General features: G+C 67.3%; 15 protein-coding genes. 7 read left to right on the top strand and 8 right to left on the bottom strand.

From position 1 onward, the window contains the following. Both BM339_RS38975 and BM339_RS38970 read left to right on the top strand, forming a co-directional pair. Window positions 1-307 (top strand): helix-turn-helix domain-containing protein (locus tag BM339_RS38975; RefSeq protein WP_143118774.1); only part of this gene is annotated, 307 nt, incomplete at its 5' end. Window positions 308-1,062: 755 nt separating this feature from the next. Next, complete coding sequence (locus BM339_RS38970; RefSeq protein ID WP_075024134.1) at window positions 1,063-1,290, top strand: hypothetical protein; 228 nt, start codon at window positions 1,063-1,065, stop codon at window positions 1,288-1,290. 155 nt (window positions 1,291-1,445) lie between these two features. Here BM339_RS38970 and BM339_RS38965 read toward each other — a convergent pair whose 3' ends face one another. Then, window positions 1,446-2,270, bottom strand: a complete 825-nt coding sequence (locus BM339_RS38965; protein WP_075024133.1) for an alpha/beta fold hydrolase — start codon at window positions 2,268-2,270, stop codon at window positions 1,446-1,448. A 280-nt stretch (window positions 2,271-2,550) separates the two neighbouring features. After that, window positions 2,551-3,519 (bottom strand): NAD-dependent epimerase/dehydratase family protein, encoded by a 969-nt coding sequence (locus BM339_RS38960; protein WP_075024132.1) that lies wholly within the window; start codon window positions 3,517-3,519, stop codon window positions 2,551-2,553. A gap of 72 nt (window positions 3,520-3,591) precedes the next feature. Between BM339_RS38960 and BM339_RS38955 the strand changes: the two genes are divergently transcribed. Next, window positions 3,592-4,038 carry a MarR family winged helix-turn-helix transcriptional regulator gene (locus BM339_RS38955; RefSeq protein WP_075024131.1) on the top strand — a complete coding sequence of 149 codons (447 nt, stop codon included), beginning with the start codon at window positions 3,592-3,594 and terminating at the stop codon, window positions 4,036-4,038. A gap of 260 nt (window positions 4,039-4,298) precedes the next feature. Here the strand turns inward: BM339_RS38955 and BM339_RS38950 are convergent, their stop codons facing one another. Continuing rightward, window positions 4,299-4,640 carry a VOC family protein gene (locus BM339_RS38950; RefSeq protein WP_021591271.1) on the bottom strand — a complete coding sequence of 114 codons (342 nt, stop codon included), beginning with the start codon at window positions 4,638-4,640 and terminating at the stop codon, window positions 4,299-4,301. A gap of 162 nt (window positions 4,641-4,802) precedes the next feature. After that, entirely contained in the window at window positions 4,803-5,195 is a 393-nt protein-coding gene (locus tag BM339_RS38945) for a hypothetical protein (protein WP_083598412.1), read from the bottom strand. 178 nt (window positions 5,196-5,373) lie between these two features. On the opposite strand from BM339_RS38945, the gene BM339_RS38940 reads away from it, so the two are divergent. Together BM339_RS38940 and BM339_RS38935 are read left to right on the top strand one after the other, a co-directional pair. Then, complete coding sequence (locus tag BM339_RS38940; protein WP_256255704.1) at window positions 5,374-5,568, top strand: hypothetical protein; 195 nt, start codon at window positions 5,374-5,376, stop codon at window positions 5,566-5,568. A gap of 360 nt (window positions 5,569-5,928) precedes the next feature. Next, on the top strand, window positions 5,929-6,879 hold the full coding sequence (locus tag BM339_RS38935) for a hypothetical protein (RefSeq protein ID WP_075024130.1): 951 nt from the start codon (window positions 5,929-5,931) through the stop codon (window positions 6,877-6,879). A gap of 64 nt (window positions 6,880-6,943) precedes the next feature. Here the strand turns inward: BM339_RS38935 and BM339_RS38930 are convergent, their stop codons facing one another. The 3 genes from BM339_RS38930 to BM339_RS38920 all read right to left on the bottom strand — a co-directional run bounded on the left by BM339_RS38930 (window position 6,944) and on the right by BM339_RS38920 (window position 12,382). Then, a complete protein-coding gene (locus tag BM339_RS38930) occupies window positions 6,944-9,121 on the bottom strand; it encodes a DUF6461 domain-containing protein (protein WP_177287888.1) in 2,178 nt (725 codons plus the stop codon). A 520-nt stretch (window positions 9,122-9,641) separates the two neighbouring features. Beyond that, the gene (locus tag BM339_RS38925) at window positions 9,642-10,829 is read right to left on the bottom strand and encodes a hypothetical protein (protein WP_143118773.1); all 1,188 of its coding nucleotides are present in this window, start codon (window positions 10,827-10,829) and stop codon (window positions 9,642-9,644) included. A gap of 596 nt (window positions 10,830-11,425) precedes the next feature. After that, window positions 11,426-12,382 (bottom strand): NAD(P)-dependent alcohol dehydrogenase, encoded by a 957-nt coding sequence (locus BM339_RS38920; RefSeq protein ID WP_021591277.1) that lies wholly within the window; start codon window positions 12,380-12,382, stop codon window positions 11,426-11,428. A gap of 928 nt (window positions 12,383-13,310) precedes the next feature. On the opposite strand from BM339_RS38920, the gene BM339_RS49200 reads away from it, so the two are divergent. Continuing rightward, window positions 13,311-14,204 carry a hypothetical protein gene (locus BM339_RS49200; protein ID WP_143118772.1) on the top strand — a complete coding sequence of 298 codons (894 nt, stop codon included), beginning with the start codon at window positions 13,311-13,313 and terminating at the stop codon, window positions 14,202-14,204. An 86-nt stretch (window positions 14,205-14,290) separates the two neighbouring features. Further along, window positions 14,291-14,905, top strand: coding sequence for a hypothetical protein (locus BM339_RS38915; RefSeq protein ID WP_075024127.1), 615 nt, complete (start codon window positions 14,291-14,293; stop codon window positions 14,903-14,905). An 84-nt stretch (window positions 14,906-14,989) separates the two neighbouring features. On the opposite strand, the gene BM339_RS49195 is transcribed toward BM339_RS38915, so the two are convergent. Further along, entirely contained in the window at window positions 14,990-15,295 is a 306-nt protein-coding gene (locus tag BM339_RS49195; RefSeq protein WP_143118771.1) for a hypothetical protein, read from the bottom strand. Between the last annotated feature and the right edge of the window lie 24 nt (window positions 15,296-15,319).

Below are 15,319 nucleotides of genomic sequence, written 5' to 3'. Positions count from 1 at the left end.
GGACATCAAGGCCGAAGCACACCGCCGCAACCCCGAACTGGCCGACCCCGAGCGCCAGGACCAGGCTCGCGCCGAACTGGACGCCTACGTCGCCGGCCACCACCTCAAGGAGCTTCGCAAGGCCATCGGCAAGACACAAGCCGAGGTCGCCCAGATCCTGGGGGTCTCCCAGTCCCGCGTCTCCCAGATCGAAAACGGCAACCTCGAAGCCATGGAGCTGGAAACGCTCCGCGCCTACGCCACCGCACTCGGAGGACACCTCGACATCACCGTCAGCGTCGGCCCCCACTCAATCAAGGTCGCCTGAAAGCCCCAAGCGGTGACGGCAACGACGGCAGCCAACCAGCACCACGGGCGCACGTCGGGCACCGTCTGACCTCGGTGGATGGCACCGCGGCAGGGTGGTTGCTACTTCTGAAAGGCGGGAGGTCGGCGGTTCGACCCCGCCCGTGCCCACCTGGTCCTCTGACCAGCGGAAACACCGGTGACTGATTGATCATCGTCGGTGTATACCGCTTGAACAGAGGAAAACTATCTCCCGATGGGTACCGCCCGTACGCGGCGCCCGATGGACCTCCGAGCAGGTACCTTCCAGCCCGCGATCAACTCGTTCATCCTCCACCTCAACGCCGAGGGGAAGTCCCCCCAAGGGCATTGCGAGGCCAGCAAACCGGCTGACCGCAGGGCGGGTGCCGGTCCGTCTGTTGCCGTCACCTCTGCAAACGATCGTGCCGGAGTTCACCGCGTCCCGAAGGACCAAGTACGGCATCCCGCACGCGGTCGCCTGCCGGGCTTTGGAGGTCTCGCAGTCCTGGCTCTGCAGGTGGATCAAACGTATGCCGACCGCTCGCGAGCAGCGACGGAACCGGCTGGATGAGCAGATCCAGCGGCTGTTCACCGCCTAGGGCGGCACCTACGGGTCCCCGCGAATCGCCCGTGACCTGCGGGACGAGGGGCGGAGGGGTGTCGGCCAACACCGTCGCCGCTCGGATGGTCGAGCTCGGCCTGGCCGGGCGGGCACCCTGACGGCGCAGGTCGCTGACGCGCCAGGGAAGGCGACCGGTGGCACCGGATCTGGTGCGCCGCAACTTCGCCGCGGTAACACCGGATGTGCCGTGGTGCGGGGACGTGACGCTGATCGACACCGGCGAGGGGCCGCTCTACCTCGCGACGACCGAGGACCTGTTCTCTCGCCGTCTGCTCGGCCACGCCATGTCGGCCCACCACGACGCGGCCCTGAACGAGCATCCACTATCGGTCCAGGAAGCCGGTGTTGCGACGACCGGTTGAGCCCTAGGAGTACACCGCGGCCAAGACCGCAGCCGCGTGCCGCCGGCACGGCTGACGGGATAGAGGTAAGCCCGACACGACTGGTCCTTTGCGTCAGGGCCAGTTCGCAGATTATGTGGACCTCACGCGTGCGGGTCTGGGTGTCACCGGCCTGTTCAGCGTGGTGCCGGGACCTTCGCGGTGAGATGGGCCACCAGCTGCGCGGGCGCGTCCTCCTGAAGGAGGTGGCCGGCTCCCTCGATCCAGTGAAGTTCGGCGTGCGGGATCCTCTCGTGCAGCCACTCGGCGTACCGCGGGGGAAGGATGCGGTCCTCGCGGCCCCAGATGAGGCGCACCGGCAGCGAGATGTCGTCCAGCAGATGCTCGTACGCGGCCGTGTCCACCTCCTTGATCTGGCTGTACTGGCGGTAGAACGCGGCCTGTCCCTCGACGCCCCGCCACGGCGCAAGGAAGGCGTCGAGGATCCCCGGCCGGAAGCCGATATGCGTGGCGTGGCGTAGATGGCTGGCCACCAGTGCCTCGTGGGCGTAATCGGGAAACTGCCGGAAGACGTCCGCCTGCTCCAGGATGAGCTGGAACAGTCCTCTCTCCCAGCGGCCGCCGCTCACCGCGTCGAAGAGGGTGAGATCCCCGAAGCCCGCCCCTTCCAGCAGCAGTGCCCGCAACGCGACCGCTCCGCCGATGTCGTGGGCGATGACGCTCGGGCGAGACAGTCCCCAGTGGCCCAGGAGCCGGCTGAAGTTCCTGGCATGAGCGGCCAGGCTGAGGTCCTGGCCTTCACGTTGGTCCGACTGACCGAACCCCAGATGGTCGAAAACGAAGACCTTGCGGGTCAGAGCGAGCGCCGGTGCGATGTCCCGCCACAGAAGGGACGAGTAGGGGGTGCCGTGCACGAGCACGACAGGGTCGCCGCTGCCCATGGCCGCCCACCGCACGACCCCGTCAGGCGTCCGGAACTCTTCGCCCAGCCTCCAGTCCACGGTCACCCTCCTGTTCGATCGGATACGGCACTGACCGCCATCCCCGCGGAGGCAACCCGCTATGCCTGACGCGAGGTCCAGCGCGCACGTTCAGAAGGCCACAGTGCGAGGAATGTCCGCCACACTGACTACCTAGAATTCAAGTCTGAGCGCGAGACCGGGGATTGCGAAGTGCCAAGACCCATCCGATCGGACGGCCCTGGGACCCCCACGCACGCTCATGCCGCGATCCGGCGGACCGCTGTGGTCATCGCGCACAGCCCGGCGCCCGGACAGGTCTTCAGTGCTCGTTGCCCGCACGCAGCCAGGCGATGTAGTCGGCGACCGCGCGTTGGGTGTCGTATTCGGGCTGGTAACCGGTGTCGTGCTGGAGCCGGGTGATGTCGAGGTGGTTCTGCCGTGCGTCCCCTCCGGTGGGCAGTTCGACCCGGGCGTCCGGCACCGCCTGTTTGATCGCGGCGATAATCTCGGCGTTGGTCGTCGCGCGGCCGGACGCGACGTTGTAGGTGCGGTGGTCGAGCCGCTCTGCGAGCTGAAGGAGCGCGATGGCACGGGCGGTGTCCTTCACGTAGCACAGGTCGATCGAGTCTTCCGCGTGCGCGGGCCCGGGGAGCGTGGACAGGTCCGGTTCGGTTCCGCGAACGGCGGCATGGACGAGTTCGGGAGCCGCGAAGAACAGGGCGCCGTGGGGGTCGCGCGGACCCCAGGTGCCGGAGATGCGGTAGTTGACGACATCGATGCCGGCGGCGTCGGCCAGGTGACCGTTGAGCAGCTCACCGATCTTCTTGAAGGTCGGGATCAGGTGGGCTGAGGTCATCACCAGCGGCATGTCCTCGCACAGCGGCCCCTCTCCGGCCCCCAGCGGGCCATCGCCCGCGATGCCGCCGTAGACACCGATCGTGCTCGCCACACCCACCCGGTGCACGTCCCACTCGTAGGCGGCCTGAAAGACGTTGAACAGGCCGCCCAAGGCCTTCCGCGCCGCCTCGACGGGCTGCTCGGAGTCGGGCGGCCACGGCATCGAGCCCGCGAGATGCAGGATGCCGGTGATCTGGTGACGCCTGCCGATGTCGAGCAACGCGCTCAGATCGGTGATGTCGGCCCGCTCGACCGCCACCTGCCCGCCCGCGAGATATGCCGGTACTTCGCCCGTCCGGCGCTGGACCAGCACGCAACTCTCGCCGACGTCCAACAGTGCGCGCACGGTGTGGGAACCGATGAATCCCAGACCTCCGGTCACCAAGATCATTTGCTTCTCACTTCCTGTCGCTTTGCTGATTATCAGTAATACTGACGATCAGGCTAGCGGTAGAGTCCTTCCGTGTCTAGCAGTGATGGGCCGGGCCCCGAGCTGAGCAGGAACCTCGTCTACCTGCTCAAGCATGCGCACCTTCGGATGGCGGAACTGGCCACGAACGCGGTGGCGCCGTACGGCATCGACGGGCGTGAGCTGGGGGTCCTGCTCTGCCTGGCCGGCCGCGAACCGGCCTCCCAGCAACAGGCGGCGCAGCGGCTGGGCATCGACCGCACCACGATGGTCGCGATGCTGGACGCCCTGGAGGGCAAAGGTCTAGTGTCACGTCACCCGCACGCGGAAGACCGCCGCCGCAACGTCGTCGAACTGACCGATGCCGGCCGCGAGACCCTCCGCCAGGCCACCGACGCCAACGACAAAGCCGAGCGCGAATTCCTGGCGCCCCTCACCCCGGAGGCCGCCGAGCACCTACGAAACTCGCTACAGAAGCTTGCACTCCCCTCACACGACTAGGCCCCCAGAGCCCCTCGATCACATCCGAAAGGGATATCGCGGGCCAGGCCGGTCGGTAGCCACGAGAGCTGGGCATGGCCCCTCGTCCATCGGCACAGCGGTCTTCCACCCGACCCGCGCAACCGCTACCCACAGCGGCACCCATACAGCCCGACCCATGTCAACAACCCGAACGCGCTTTTCTGCCGCAGTCCGCGCGTCTCTGCCGCCGGCCGCCCGCGGAGTCCGCGACCGCCCGAGCACGGAAGAACCAGGGCCCGCTAATCGGGCGCCTCGGCGAGCGACAGGCTGTTCCCGTCAGGGTCCAGCACGACCACGTGGCGCACGCCGTTGCTGTAGGTCTCCACGGGTTCGTGGCCGATACCGTGCGCGGCGAGACGGGCGAGAATTTCGTCGAGGTCGGTCACGCCCAACGTGACCATGGCCTTTCCCACCCGCTCGGCCAGCACGTCCCGATCGTCGACGACCACCCAGGCGTTCGGCCCGACCTGCCACAGGTACTCCTCGCCGATCGCCTCATCCGCCGCACGCCCGAAGAACGCCCCGTACCACCCCAGTGCCCTGGCACTGTCACTCACCGGCATGACGCTGTACAGGTCCACTCAGACAACTCCCCCCGTTCGCTTCGGAAGTTCCGACCACACTCGCATCCGGAACTCACCGCAGCGCCCCGCCCGGCTTCCGGACGAAGGTCGGCGGTTCGACCCCGCCCCTGCCCACCTCCACACCCGTACACCAGCTCCGCGGACGCAACCGGGACGCGGTCACGTCAGGCTGAGCCAGACCACGAACGGGACGGGGATCAGTGCGGCCATGCCGAGCCAGGCTCCGAGTTGCCGCCCCCTGCGTCGGAGCGGCAAGAGCACGTCCACGGCGAGCACCAGTGCCAGCAGCGCTACTCCGGTCACCACCAGGAGGAACATGACGACCGGCGCGTGATCAAGGGTCGGGTGATAGCAGTTGGTCAGCCCGGGTTTGATCACGTCCTGGCTGCTCCTGCAGTCCATCGGCAGGTACTCGGTCCAGAGCCATCTCGCCAGGTAGAGCGGAAGCATCGCGGGCACTCCCAAGGCGAGGTTGGCCAGGCCGGGCGCCCAGAGGCCGCCCCTTGCACGACCGTCCTGATCGGCATCCGCCGCGGCTCGATGCCCGCCCATCCCGCGCTCCCCCTGTCCGTACGGATGCCTGCTTCAACGTCCGAAATCTGTCCCGTGACCACCACGACGGGAAGCGGCCACTCCCCTCACGGAGGCGATGCGGCCACCGTCTCATGGGCAGCCGAACGCCACCAGCAACATCACGGTTGATGAACGAGTGCGGCTGGTGGGCCGGCGAGTGACCGCCGAGCAGGATCGGGACGCCCTGGCCCGTCTCATCGAGTACGACGCCGACCCGTTCGAGGTCGAGTTGTACGAGTTGGCGTCCGACCCGCGAACGTTGCTCGTCGACCGTGCCCAGCGACGTCGAGCGGGACTGCACGAGCGGGATGCGCGGCGTCTCGAAGCCCGACGTCAGCGCCAACGCAGCTGACGGCAAGAGCCCCGTGCAAGGGGCGCCAGCAGCAGCCGGGCACCCTCTACCTCGGGCAAGCGCCCTACCAACCGGGACGGTTGCGACTTCTGAGCAACGGAAGGTCGGCGGTTCGGCCCGGCCCTGCTCACCACCGAGCTAACGCTCACTTCGCGGCTACTTGTTTCATTGCCTCAGAATCGGTGCCCGGCCAGGCTCGGTCCAGGCGCCTGGGCCGTCGCTCTCTCTGCGGCTGCCCACGCTGGTCGTGTGGCTCTCTCATGGCCTGCGCGGTCCGGGCGTCGCCCCAGAGACCGGCGCGCTTACGCTCGTGTTGTCGAGGGCGCGTTGTCCTTTGGCTGGCTGGAGTAGCGTCGCGGGATGATTGAGAATCTGGTGGCGCGCGTGGAATCTCGTGATGACACCATGGTCGAGGAGCTGGCCGACCTTGCGGCGGCGGATCCGGAAGCGCTGTCTCCGTACCACTTGCGGCTATTGGACGCCGACGTGTTCTGGCGGTTGTGGGTGCTGTATCGGGGTGCGGACGAGGAATTCCAGCGTGCTGTGGTGGCCCGGATCGAATCGGGCACGTCTGAGTCGCCGGCCATGCTGGCGTACGTGCTGACACAGACGCGTGGTCGTGTCGCGCAGGAGGCCTTTCGCCGCTGGATGCAGTCGCCTCCGACGGAGCCGGACTTCGACCCTTATCAGCGGGGCGTGGCGGCGTTGATCCGTGATGGTGGGTGGGAGCTGGCGGAGGACGGCGTCAGAGAACTCTGCGGTACCAGCGCCTACCGCCTCGTACCGGAGCAGGGCGGCGATCGCACCGCGGACACCTGCCCATGGTGCACCAGTCCCTTGTGGACCGTGCTGGACGTGGACACCTCTGACCCAAGGGTTCGTGACGCACTCGCGCATACCCGCTGGCGGGGCAGGCTGCGCATCGTCACCTGCCAGATATGCTCCTGCTACGGCACCACTTACGCCGAGGTCGCCGCCGACGGGGGCGCGAGATGGTCCGCCCATAACGAGCGCCCGGAGTATCTGCCTGGTGGAGGACCCGAGGAGCCGCCACCGGTCAGGCTGACGCTCGGGGAGCAATGGTCGACGCCTTACCTTGCCAGCGCCTGGAATCGCGAAGGGTCCACGCTCGGCGGATGCCCCGACTGGATCCAGGACCCCGTCTACCTCGACTGCCCAAACTGCGGAAAGGCGATGGACTATGTCGGCCTGGTCGGCGGCGCGGACCTGTTCGAATACGGCGAAGGCGCTTACTACCTGTTCCTGCACACGCAATGCGGGCTGGCGGCGGTGGAGTATCAACAAAGCTGAACAAAAGCGTGAGACGCCTGTAGCCCACCACGAAGCAGCCGGGGTTCGCCTGGGTTCGAAGCTGTTATGGCTTGTCGGGTGTGGTGATTCTGGTCTGGGCGTCGGCGATCAGGGTCGCCGCGTGCGGGCCGGCGGCGTAGCGGGCCGCGTTGATGGCGCCGGTGGCCGCGGCGAGCGGGTCCGGGTTGGTCGCGTGGTGCAAGGCGAGCCAGACCCACCTGTGTTCGCCGTCGCTGAGCTGGGAGCGGCGGGCGCGCAGGTGCGCGTCCGGCGTCAGTGCGCGGGACGCGACGCTGGCGGCTATGTCGGGGTCTTCGGCGAGTCCCGCGTAGCGGGCGGCCTCCGCGGCGGCCCACCAGGCCAGGTCCCGCTGGGCCGGTTCGGGTAGCCCGGCCAGCGCCTGGGCGGCAGGGCCGAGCGGGTTGTCGGGGCGCGGTCCCCGCGGGTACAGCGCGGGTAGGTCCGGCACGATCCGGAAGGCGATGTCGGCGGCCTCGATGCGGGCCAGGTCTTCGGCGGTGATGCCGTGGCCGGTGAATCGCTGCACCGCGACCAGGCCCATCATGTGCCTGCGGCGATGATGGTCGTCGAAGTCGAGGCCGTCGAGTGTCGCGGTGAGCTGTGGTGGCGCGTCGAGGTCGCCGTATGGTTCCTGCGACAGCAGCACTTCGCCGTGCTCGGCGAACGACAGCCGGGTCAGCATATTGACGTTCCAGTACATGCCGGCGGCCCGCCCGCCGGCGGAGGCTCGGGTGAGCACGGGTGCGGTCGAGCCCTGCCAGCCGTTGTATTCGACGGCGAGCACGGCGCCGCCGATGTCCAGTACCGCGACCCAGGGATCGGTCGACCCCCGGTTCATCAGGTCCTCGGCGATGGTCCGCAGCGACTCCGGCCGGGCCGGGTCCGCGTTGAAGGCGCGCAGCACGTCCGCGACGTCCGCCCCGGTCACCACCGTGACCGTCGCGGCCTCGGACAGAGAGCTGCGGCTCAGCCACCGGTAAGAGGTTTCGGGCAGTTCGGGCCGCGTCGGCTCTGGCTCGCCGCGCAACCGGTGGCCGAGCCGGTCGCTTCGGGCGTGCACGATGTCGGGCGCGGCGGGTGCCTGCCACACCACCAGCTCGTAGGACTCGGTCTCGTCGGCGTCGTCTCGGCCACGGGCGTGTACCCGCAGCCGGTAGTCACCCGGCCATGGTGGAGTGACCCTGCGCAACTGCCCCTGGACCGCCTGGGGCCCGGCCACCGAGGCGCTGCCGACGGACGCCCGCCAGCTGACCTCGACGATCTCCTCCCAGCCGGTCGCGATGTCCGGCGGTGGCCCGTCCAAGACGGACAACAGGAGCCGGACGTGTCCGTCCTCGACGCCGGTACGGATCACCGCGCCGCCCGCGACGACCGCGACCAGCCCGTTGCCGCTGAAGTCGACGTCCGGGACGGCATCGTCCTCCAGCAGTGCGAACCGGTGCCCCGACACCGGTGCCTGCCCGCTGGAGTGGAGGGGCAGGAGGTAGTCCGCCCGGGCTTTGGCGAGTACCGCGGCGGCGTAACCGGAGGGCATCGGGGTCTCTTGCAGTAGCAGGGCTGCGGTGCCGATCGCGACGCCGAGCACCGGTGGCGGCTCCATCGCCCAAGCCTGGACGCCCACCCCGTGCAGGACGGCCGTGGCGGTGGACACGGCCAGCGCGAGCTGTGCCGCGCCATGGGCCGCTGCCAGACCCGGCTCGTCGGTGATCTCAGGCCCCGCTGCCAGGAGCGCGGCCACTCGTGGGTGGGTGGCCAGCCGGCGGGCAAGTGCGGCGACCAGCGGCACCGCGCCCGGCCGGACGTGGTCCAGCATCGCCGCGCCGTTGACCGCCTCGCTCGTCCCCGCAGCTCTCGCCACACCGAAGGTGCCGGTGAACGGCTCCCCCAGGAAGCCGGTCAGATCCGGGACCTCGGCCATGTCCAACTCTGGGACGGTCAGTTCCAGCGCGCCGAGCAGGCGTTCGATCAGCAACGGCGGCAGCGAGCCGAGCGCGTCCCGTACCGGCGATTGGCCCGCCCCGGACCGGACGCCGGAGCGTAACCGGGCCACAGCTTGGAGTCCGAAGGCCGTTCCGTGGGTCGGGTACGTGCCTTCGACGGTCGCCCGCAGCCGACCGAGCTCGGCCGCCGGCGCCTTCGGAGTGCGAGCGACGACGAGCGGAATCGCCGCGGCGACCGGCCCGGCCAACTCGTCCAGTACCGCATCCGGAACCTCGACCACAGCACCCCCGGCCGCCGACATGGACAAGACGGACGAACTCTAGCCCCGACATAGCCGCCGGTTGTCACAACTGACGCCAAAGCGGTCGGATTTGAGCGACAGCCCCCATTTCGACTGCTTCCCGCACCACTCCATCCCGAATGCGTGGGGCGATGAGCCGCACGCGAATCGACACGAGGAAGCGGTTTGCGGCATGACATCGGGATACGACGAGCGAAAAGGTCAGCCAAGTGATGCGCTAGCGGCGTGTACTTCGCTCAGGGCCTTCGGTGGTAGGTAAGTAGCGAACCGCCTACAGGGGCCCGGTCGTCTTCGGACCATTCTTTATATCCCCACTTGAGGACGGCGATTGGATTGGGCACGCCGTAGGGGACGAGGGCAGCGGCAGCGGTCATGGCGGCCGCCAGGCTGACGCTCTTCAGGGCGTTCCCTGGAGTTCGGCGTGGGCGGTGACGGCCGCTTTCAGACGCGGGGCGATCTCCCGTGGGTGACCGCCCCGCGTCATGTGGATTGGCGATCCTTATCCTCGGCGGAAGATGGCTCCGTCGGACGAGGACTCATCCGCAGGCCGTAGCTGCCCCGCGCCCCACACGGTGGTGGTCCCAGGAACCAGGGCCATGGCGTCGACGTAGGCGGTACGGTCCCCGGCTTGGACGACCGAACTGGACCACGTGCCGTTGGACGAGCGGTGCATCAGCACCGGTGTGTCGCGGCCCGACTCGCGCGGATCGCCGTCCCCGGAGATCCACAGCCCACCGCGGCCATCGGACTCGGCGACCCGCGGACGCCAGTTCCCCGGCACGTCCACCTTCTGCCACCGCTTGCCGTCCCAACGCGCGGCCACCGGAAGCTCCGTTGTGCCAAGGTCGTCGGTACGGCTCACCGACCCCGTCACCCAGACTTCCTTGGCCGACACTGCGACCACGTCCGACAGGAAGACGTACTGGGAGGGCTCCCCCTCGCCGCCTTGGATTTCGTCGGGCAGCGCGTCGCCGGCCGGTATCTCGGTCCAGGCCGTGCCGTCGTAATGCACGATCACCTTGAAGCTGTACGCGGAGTTGCCGACCGCCCAGATGTCGCGTGCGGACACCGCGCTGGCCTGTTGGATGCCGTACGGCAGTTGGACCTGGGTCCACCGGCGGCCGTCGAAGTGCCAGGTGCCCACGCCTGCGTCGCGGCGACCATCGCTGAAGACCCATGCCTGGTTGGGACCCGCCGCGGTCACGCCACTGACGACGCCGGTGGCCCATTGTTGCGCCACCACCCATTTGCGGCCGTTCCAGCGCAGTGCGTACGAACCCCTGGAAGCACTGTCGCTGTCGCCGACCGCCCAGGCGTTCGAAGCGGATGTGGCGCTGGCCTCGCGGATCTCTCCGGGCAGTTCGGCGGGTACTGCCACCTCGCGCCAGGCCCTGCCGTTCCAGTGCTGCGCGACGATCCGTTCGTGCAGGTCACCGGTAACGAACGTCCAGGCGTTGCGCGGGCTGGTGGCCGTGACCGCCGACATGGCGTCGTACTGGTTGACGTCGTAGGTCTTCACCACTCGCCAGGGCTGCGGCTGTGCGGCTTGCGCCGACGGAGCCGCTCCCACGAACACCAGCCCCACCGCTAACGCCGGCACTGGCATGAGACGACGAAGCTTGGAAGTGAACGTGATGCATGAATCCCGCACCGTTCCCCCGATCGAAATAGGGTTGAAAGCAGTCATCTGTAAGACACTTAGCCCATCCCGCCGGTAGCACTCGTTACCGGAAACGGCCACCGCGTCAACCGGTCACCTTGATCACCCGTCCGATATCCGTGGATATCCCCCGTTTTCCGCTGATGTCGCGAGTCAAAGCCTGGCCCTACCTTGACCGTCACGGTGAAATAGCCTGCTGCCACAGGCAGCCAGACCAATACCAGGCCGGTTCACAGCCAACTGCCGCCGAAAATGGGGTCCGCCGAGCAGCAGAACTGCACTAAGACAAGCCATGCATCGAAACTCATGATCCAAGGGTTCCAAGCCTCACCAGCGCCCTCGCCGCTGCCGCCTGCGGTGCTGGTACCTCGATGCAAGCCACCAGTTGGATCTGCTTAACGTGCCCGGTTCTGGCGTTCCCGATGCAGAGGGCGTCAGGAGTTGGGGCCCTGGTCCACGCAACTTGAATAGGGGCTCGGATTACGTAACCCGCTTCCCAAGCCCACCACTCCCTGCGAGAGCCCGACGACGGCTTGTGAGGCCATGCCGGTGGATCTGCCGTGGGGCTTGACCATTGCACTCGTTGGGAAGCGCGCACTTTTTAGCGCGTCCGTCCCCGGTACTCAGTGCGGGGTGACGACGACCTTGCCAAGGGCATGTCCCTCGCCGACGTGAGCGAGGGCTTCTGGTACCTGATCGAGTTCGAAAGTGCGATCGATGTGGATGCTCACGTCACCGGCGACGCACAGTCGGGTCATCGGCTCGAAATGGGAGGGGCCTTCCCTGACGACGAGTACCCCTAGCCGCCGACGGGTCATCCACCCGGCGGCCGCGCCGATCGTGAGCACGCGCAACAACGCCCGTACCGACCCGCCCACGCACCGATACCGGCCGCCCGGAGCGAGCGCTCGACGATAGGCGAACACCGACCGGTGAGCGACGAGGTCCAAGATGACGTCGTACGGCTCACGATCACGGGTGAAGTCGTCGCTCTGATAGTCGATCACGGCATCGGCCCCGAGTGATCGCATGAATTCGAGCTTGCGGCCGTTGTCGACACCGGTCACGTGCGCACCGAGACGCTTGGCCAACTGGATGGCGAACGCGCCGGTGCCCCCGCCGGCACCATTGATCAGCACCCGGTGTCCTTCGGCGACGTCGGCCGTGCCCTGCACAGCGATCGCACCACCTTGCGGAATGGTCGAAGCCTCGGCGAATGTCAGCTCGGCGGGCTTGAGGGCGAGTACAGACTCGGGCGCGACGGCGTATTGAGCGAACCCGCCCTTGAGCTGGAGATTGTCTCCGTAGACCTCGTCACCGGGCTGGAACTGGGTGACACCGGTGCCGACGGCTTCGACCCAGCCGGCGATGTCCGAGCCCAGTATCGGGCGTCGTGGCGCACGCAACCCACCCAGGCGAGCGTAGAAAGGCGAGCCACACAGGCCTTCCCAATCGCTGAGATTGATCGACGTCGCCGCGACCTTCACCAGCACCTGCCCGGCCCCGGGCGACGGCATCGAGACGTCCTCGACCCGCAACACGTCGGGGCGCCCATACCGCTCGTACACGACAGCCTTCACGTACCCTCCACCACCGAGGTGCCGAACCTTCAAGCCGGGCGCATCGTGCCCGACCCTGAAGACCATCGTTCCGGGCGACGCGCCGAGACGGACGCCGATCGTGCCCTGCTGAGCTGCGCGTCGCCACCCGTCCCCTGGCATTGGACGACACGGAACCCGCACGACGTCCCCACGCGCGTGCAACAGGCGTCACAGCCGCAGGCTAACCCAAGGACAGCACCACAAGACCGGCCAATATCGGACCGCAGGCCAGAAAGCCGAACACGCGCGGACGATCTCGCCGAGGACCCGGGAGACCTCACGCAGAACAACGTCGGCACGTCGTCCCCCGTGGACGGTCAGTGATCGCCCGGCCCCCGCAACACCACATCCTCCCGGCCGCCCACCGTGCCGCCCAAGCGGAGAGTCAACGAGAAAGGGGCGTCCTCGTCGGCAGGCAACGCAGGACGGCGATGCGGCAGCCGTTAAGCATCGCTCGACGGCGATACGACGCGAAAGCCTGGTCGAGTCGCGCCACCACGGCCGCGAGATCTTCGTCCACGCCTTCAGGATTCCAGGTCGACGAATCAGTGCAAGTGCCCTTCCCTCAGCTACTGATTTCATCGCCTCGGGATCGGTGCCCCGGCCAGCTCCGGACCAGAGGCCCCGGCAAGCGGCGCCCTCCCGGCTCGACAACCCAGTGCTGGATCGAGCATCGGAGAACGTGCATGGACCGGACCGGGTGTGGGCCTTCAAAGGCTGCAACGGCATCGGCCCCTCCGGTGCCGCACGCCTGCTGGTCGAGGTCGGCGCGCCCGGCCTTCGCAGCGCGTGATTCTCCCGGCCGGCTGCCGTGGGCGCCATTGGAGTGGTCGCGGTCGATCGTCAGTGCTCTGCTCGGCCGCCGCATGTCCAGCAGACATGTCTCACCGACCGAAGACTTACGCACATGCTCAGTGGCTTGCATGATGCGGTTTCCGATCAAACTTTGGGGAACCGCATGGCCCACAACTGGAGTTGCGCGGAAGCTAAGAATCCTGGTTGTGACTGCGCCTGTGGTGGCGCTGGACATGGCTGCCGGGGCGCGTTCAAGATCGCAGACGGGCCGCTCGATGGTGTCCTGGAACTTGTGAAGCAGCGAGAAGATGCGTGGGATCCAAAGAGTGTGAAGCCCACAAGGCCCACTCGCCAGGCTGTGATTGGTTGTGGACAAGCGGAGGTCGTCCACTGGTTGCATCGTGACCGCGGACTGCTTTACTGCGCGTGGACGACGCAGACGGTTGCGTTCGAGGACGACCCGAGTGCACCTGCACAAGGCATGGTCTTACGCAGGGTTGGTGAACACCTCGGTTCGGAGCTGATGGCGGAGTTTCAGGAATGGGCTCTGGCGAAACACTTCTGGTGTGGGTTGCTTGCGCAGATGGCATGTGCGATTGCACAGTACGAGGTTCTGCGTTGTCGAATATTCCGAACGGTAGAGAATCTTATCGAGCAGCAACATGGGCAGACCTTTCCAGATGCACTGCGCCATGCTGGATCGATCGGGTCCGCGGTTCATTGGGCCTGGCGATATGTGCTCCCGAGCGTCGTCGCGGCATCGGGCGCCGGGACTTTGGCGACGGTGCTGGCCGGCGGAGACCTTGGGCGGCTCCTCTGGCCCATCCGGGTCATCGCGGTACTGATGTGCCCGGACGCCTCAGATCACGCAATGGTGAGAGAACATTGCTGGTATCCGATCCTCCGTCTTGCCAGAGCGCAGGTTCGGGACGCCGTTCGCGAGCGATTTGCCCAGGTCTTTCGGGAGGACCCGTGGTTCGGTCTGGGGCACAATGCTCCGAGTTGACCTAGTGTCGTCAGAACAGCTGGTGCCGACCGCTGCGGCTCGCCGGGTCGGACGGAGGAGGCAGGTTGCGGCGGTCGTTGGCATGCGTGGCGGCAGTGGTGCTGCTGGCGTTGTTCGCCGCGGCGGTGTTGGGCATGTCGTGGGCGATCGCCGATGGGCCGGACGGCATACGGGGATGGGCGCTGATCCTGGTGTTCGTCGTTGCCGGTCTGGTGGTGATGGGGCTGTGGATGGCCCTCTTGATGGCCGGCGCCGGTGACCGTCCCGTGTGGTCGGGCGTTGCCGTGGTCGCCGGAGTCGTGGCCTTGATCTTCGCCGGTACCGTTCCGGCCTGGTTCAGCGAGTGGCTGCTGTACGAGCGCGGACGGGTCTCCACCTGCCGGGTGGTGACCGTGACCGAGGTCGAGACGGTTAACGGGTCCGGTTCCGCTTACCGGTATCGGCTGGCCTGTGACGGCGGTGACACCGTCTCGGTCACGCGGTCCGACCGGACGCTGCAGGTAGATCAGCGCGTCCGCGTGCGCCACGACCCTGAGGGGAAATCGGACAAGGCCGAACTGGTCGGCGACACGGAAGGCATGAAGCCGCAGGACATCGCCTGGACCGCCGGCGCCGAACTTGGTTTGATCACGTTCGCGTCCCTCGCCCTGATCGCTACCAGCCGACCCGGCCCATCTGGTCGGCCCTCCCCCGCCCCTTGACCGAGTGGCTGAGTCCCGCGCGATGACCGTGCCCACACATCACCCCATCGGCAGGAGTGGCAAGGCGGTACTAGAAAGTTCGCTCTACTCTGTGCGGCGCAGTGTCACGTCACCGGTGCCGACGGATCGTTCAATACAGGCGATGATTTCATCGAGTTTTGTGGACGAGATTTCGGTATTCACGCTTACGAGCATGCGCGGCGGATAGCTATGGAGGAGTTCGCTATCTTGCACCTCTGCTTGCGCTATGCATTGGAGTAACGCTTTCAGCTTTGTCTCATCTAAGGAGCTTACCTCTATATAGATCGAAGCCATCTTTCTCCGTGCTTTTCTGGGGTGGGGGCGGTGATGAGATCGGCCATTCCAGCGGGCGGCCACGTCGAGCGCCACGGTTCGTCCGTGGTTGCGATGCAA

The sequence above is a fragment of the Actinomadura madurae genome (assembly GCF_900115095.1).
Classification (GTDB): Bacteria; Actinomycetota; Actinomycetes; order Streptosporangiales; family Streptosporangiaceae; genus Spirillospora; species Spirillospora madurae.
This window is presented reverse-complemented; position numbering and strand designations above follow the sequence as displayed.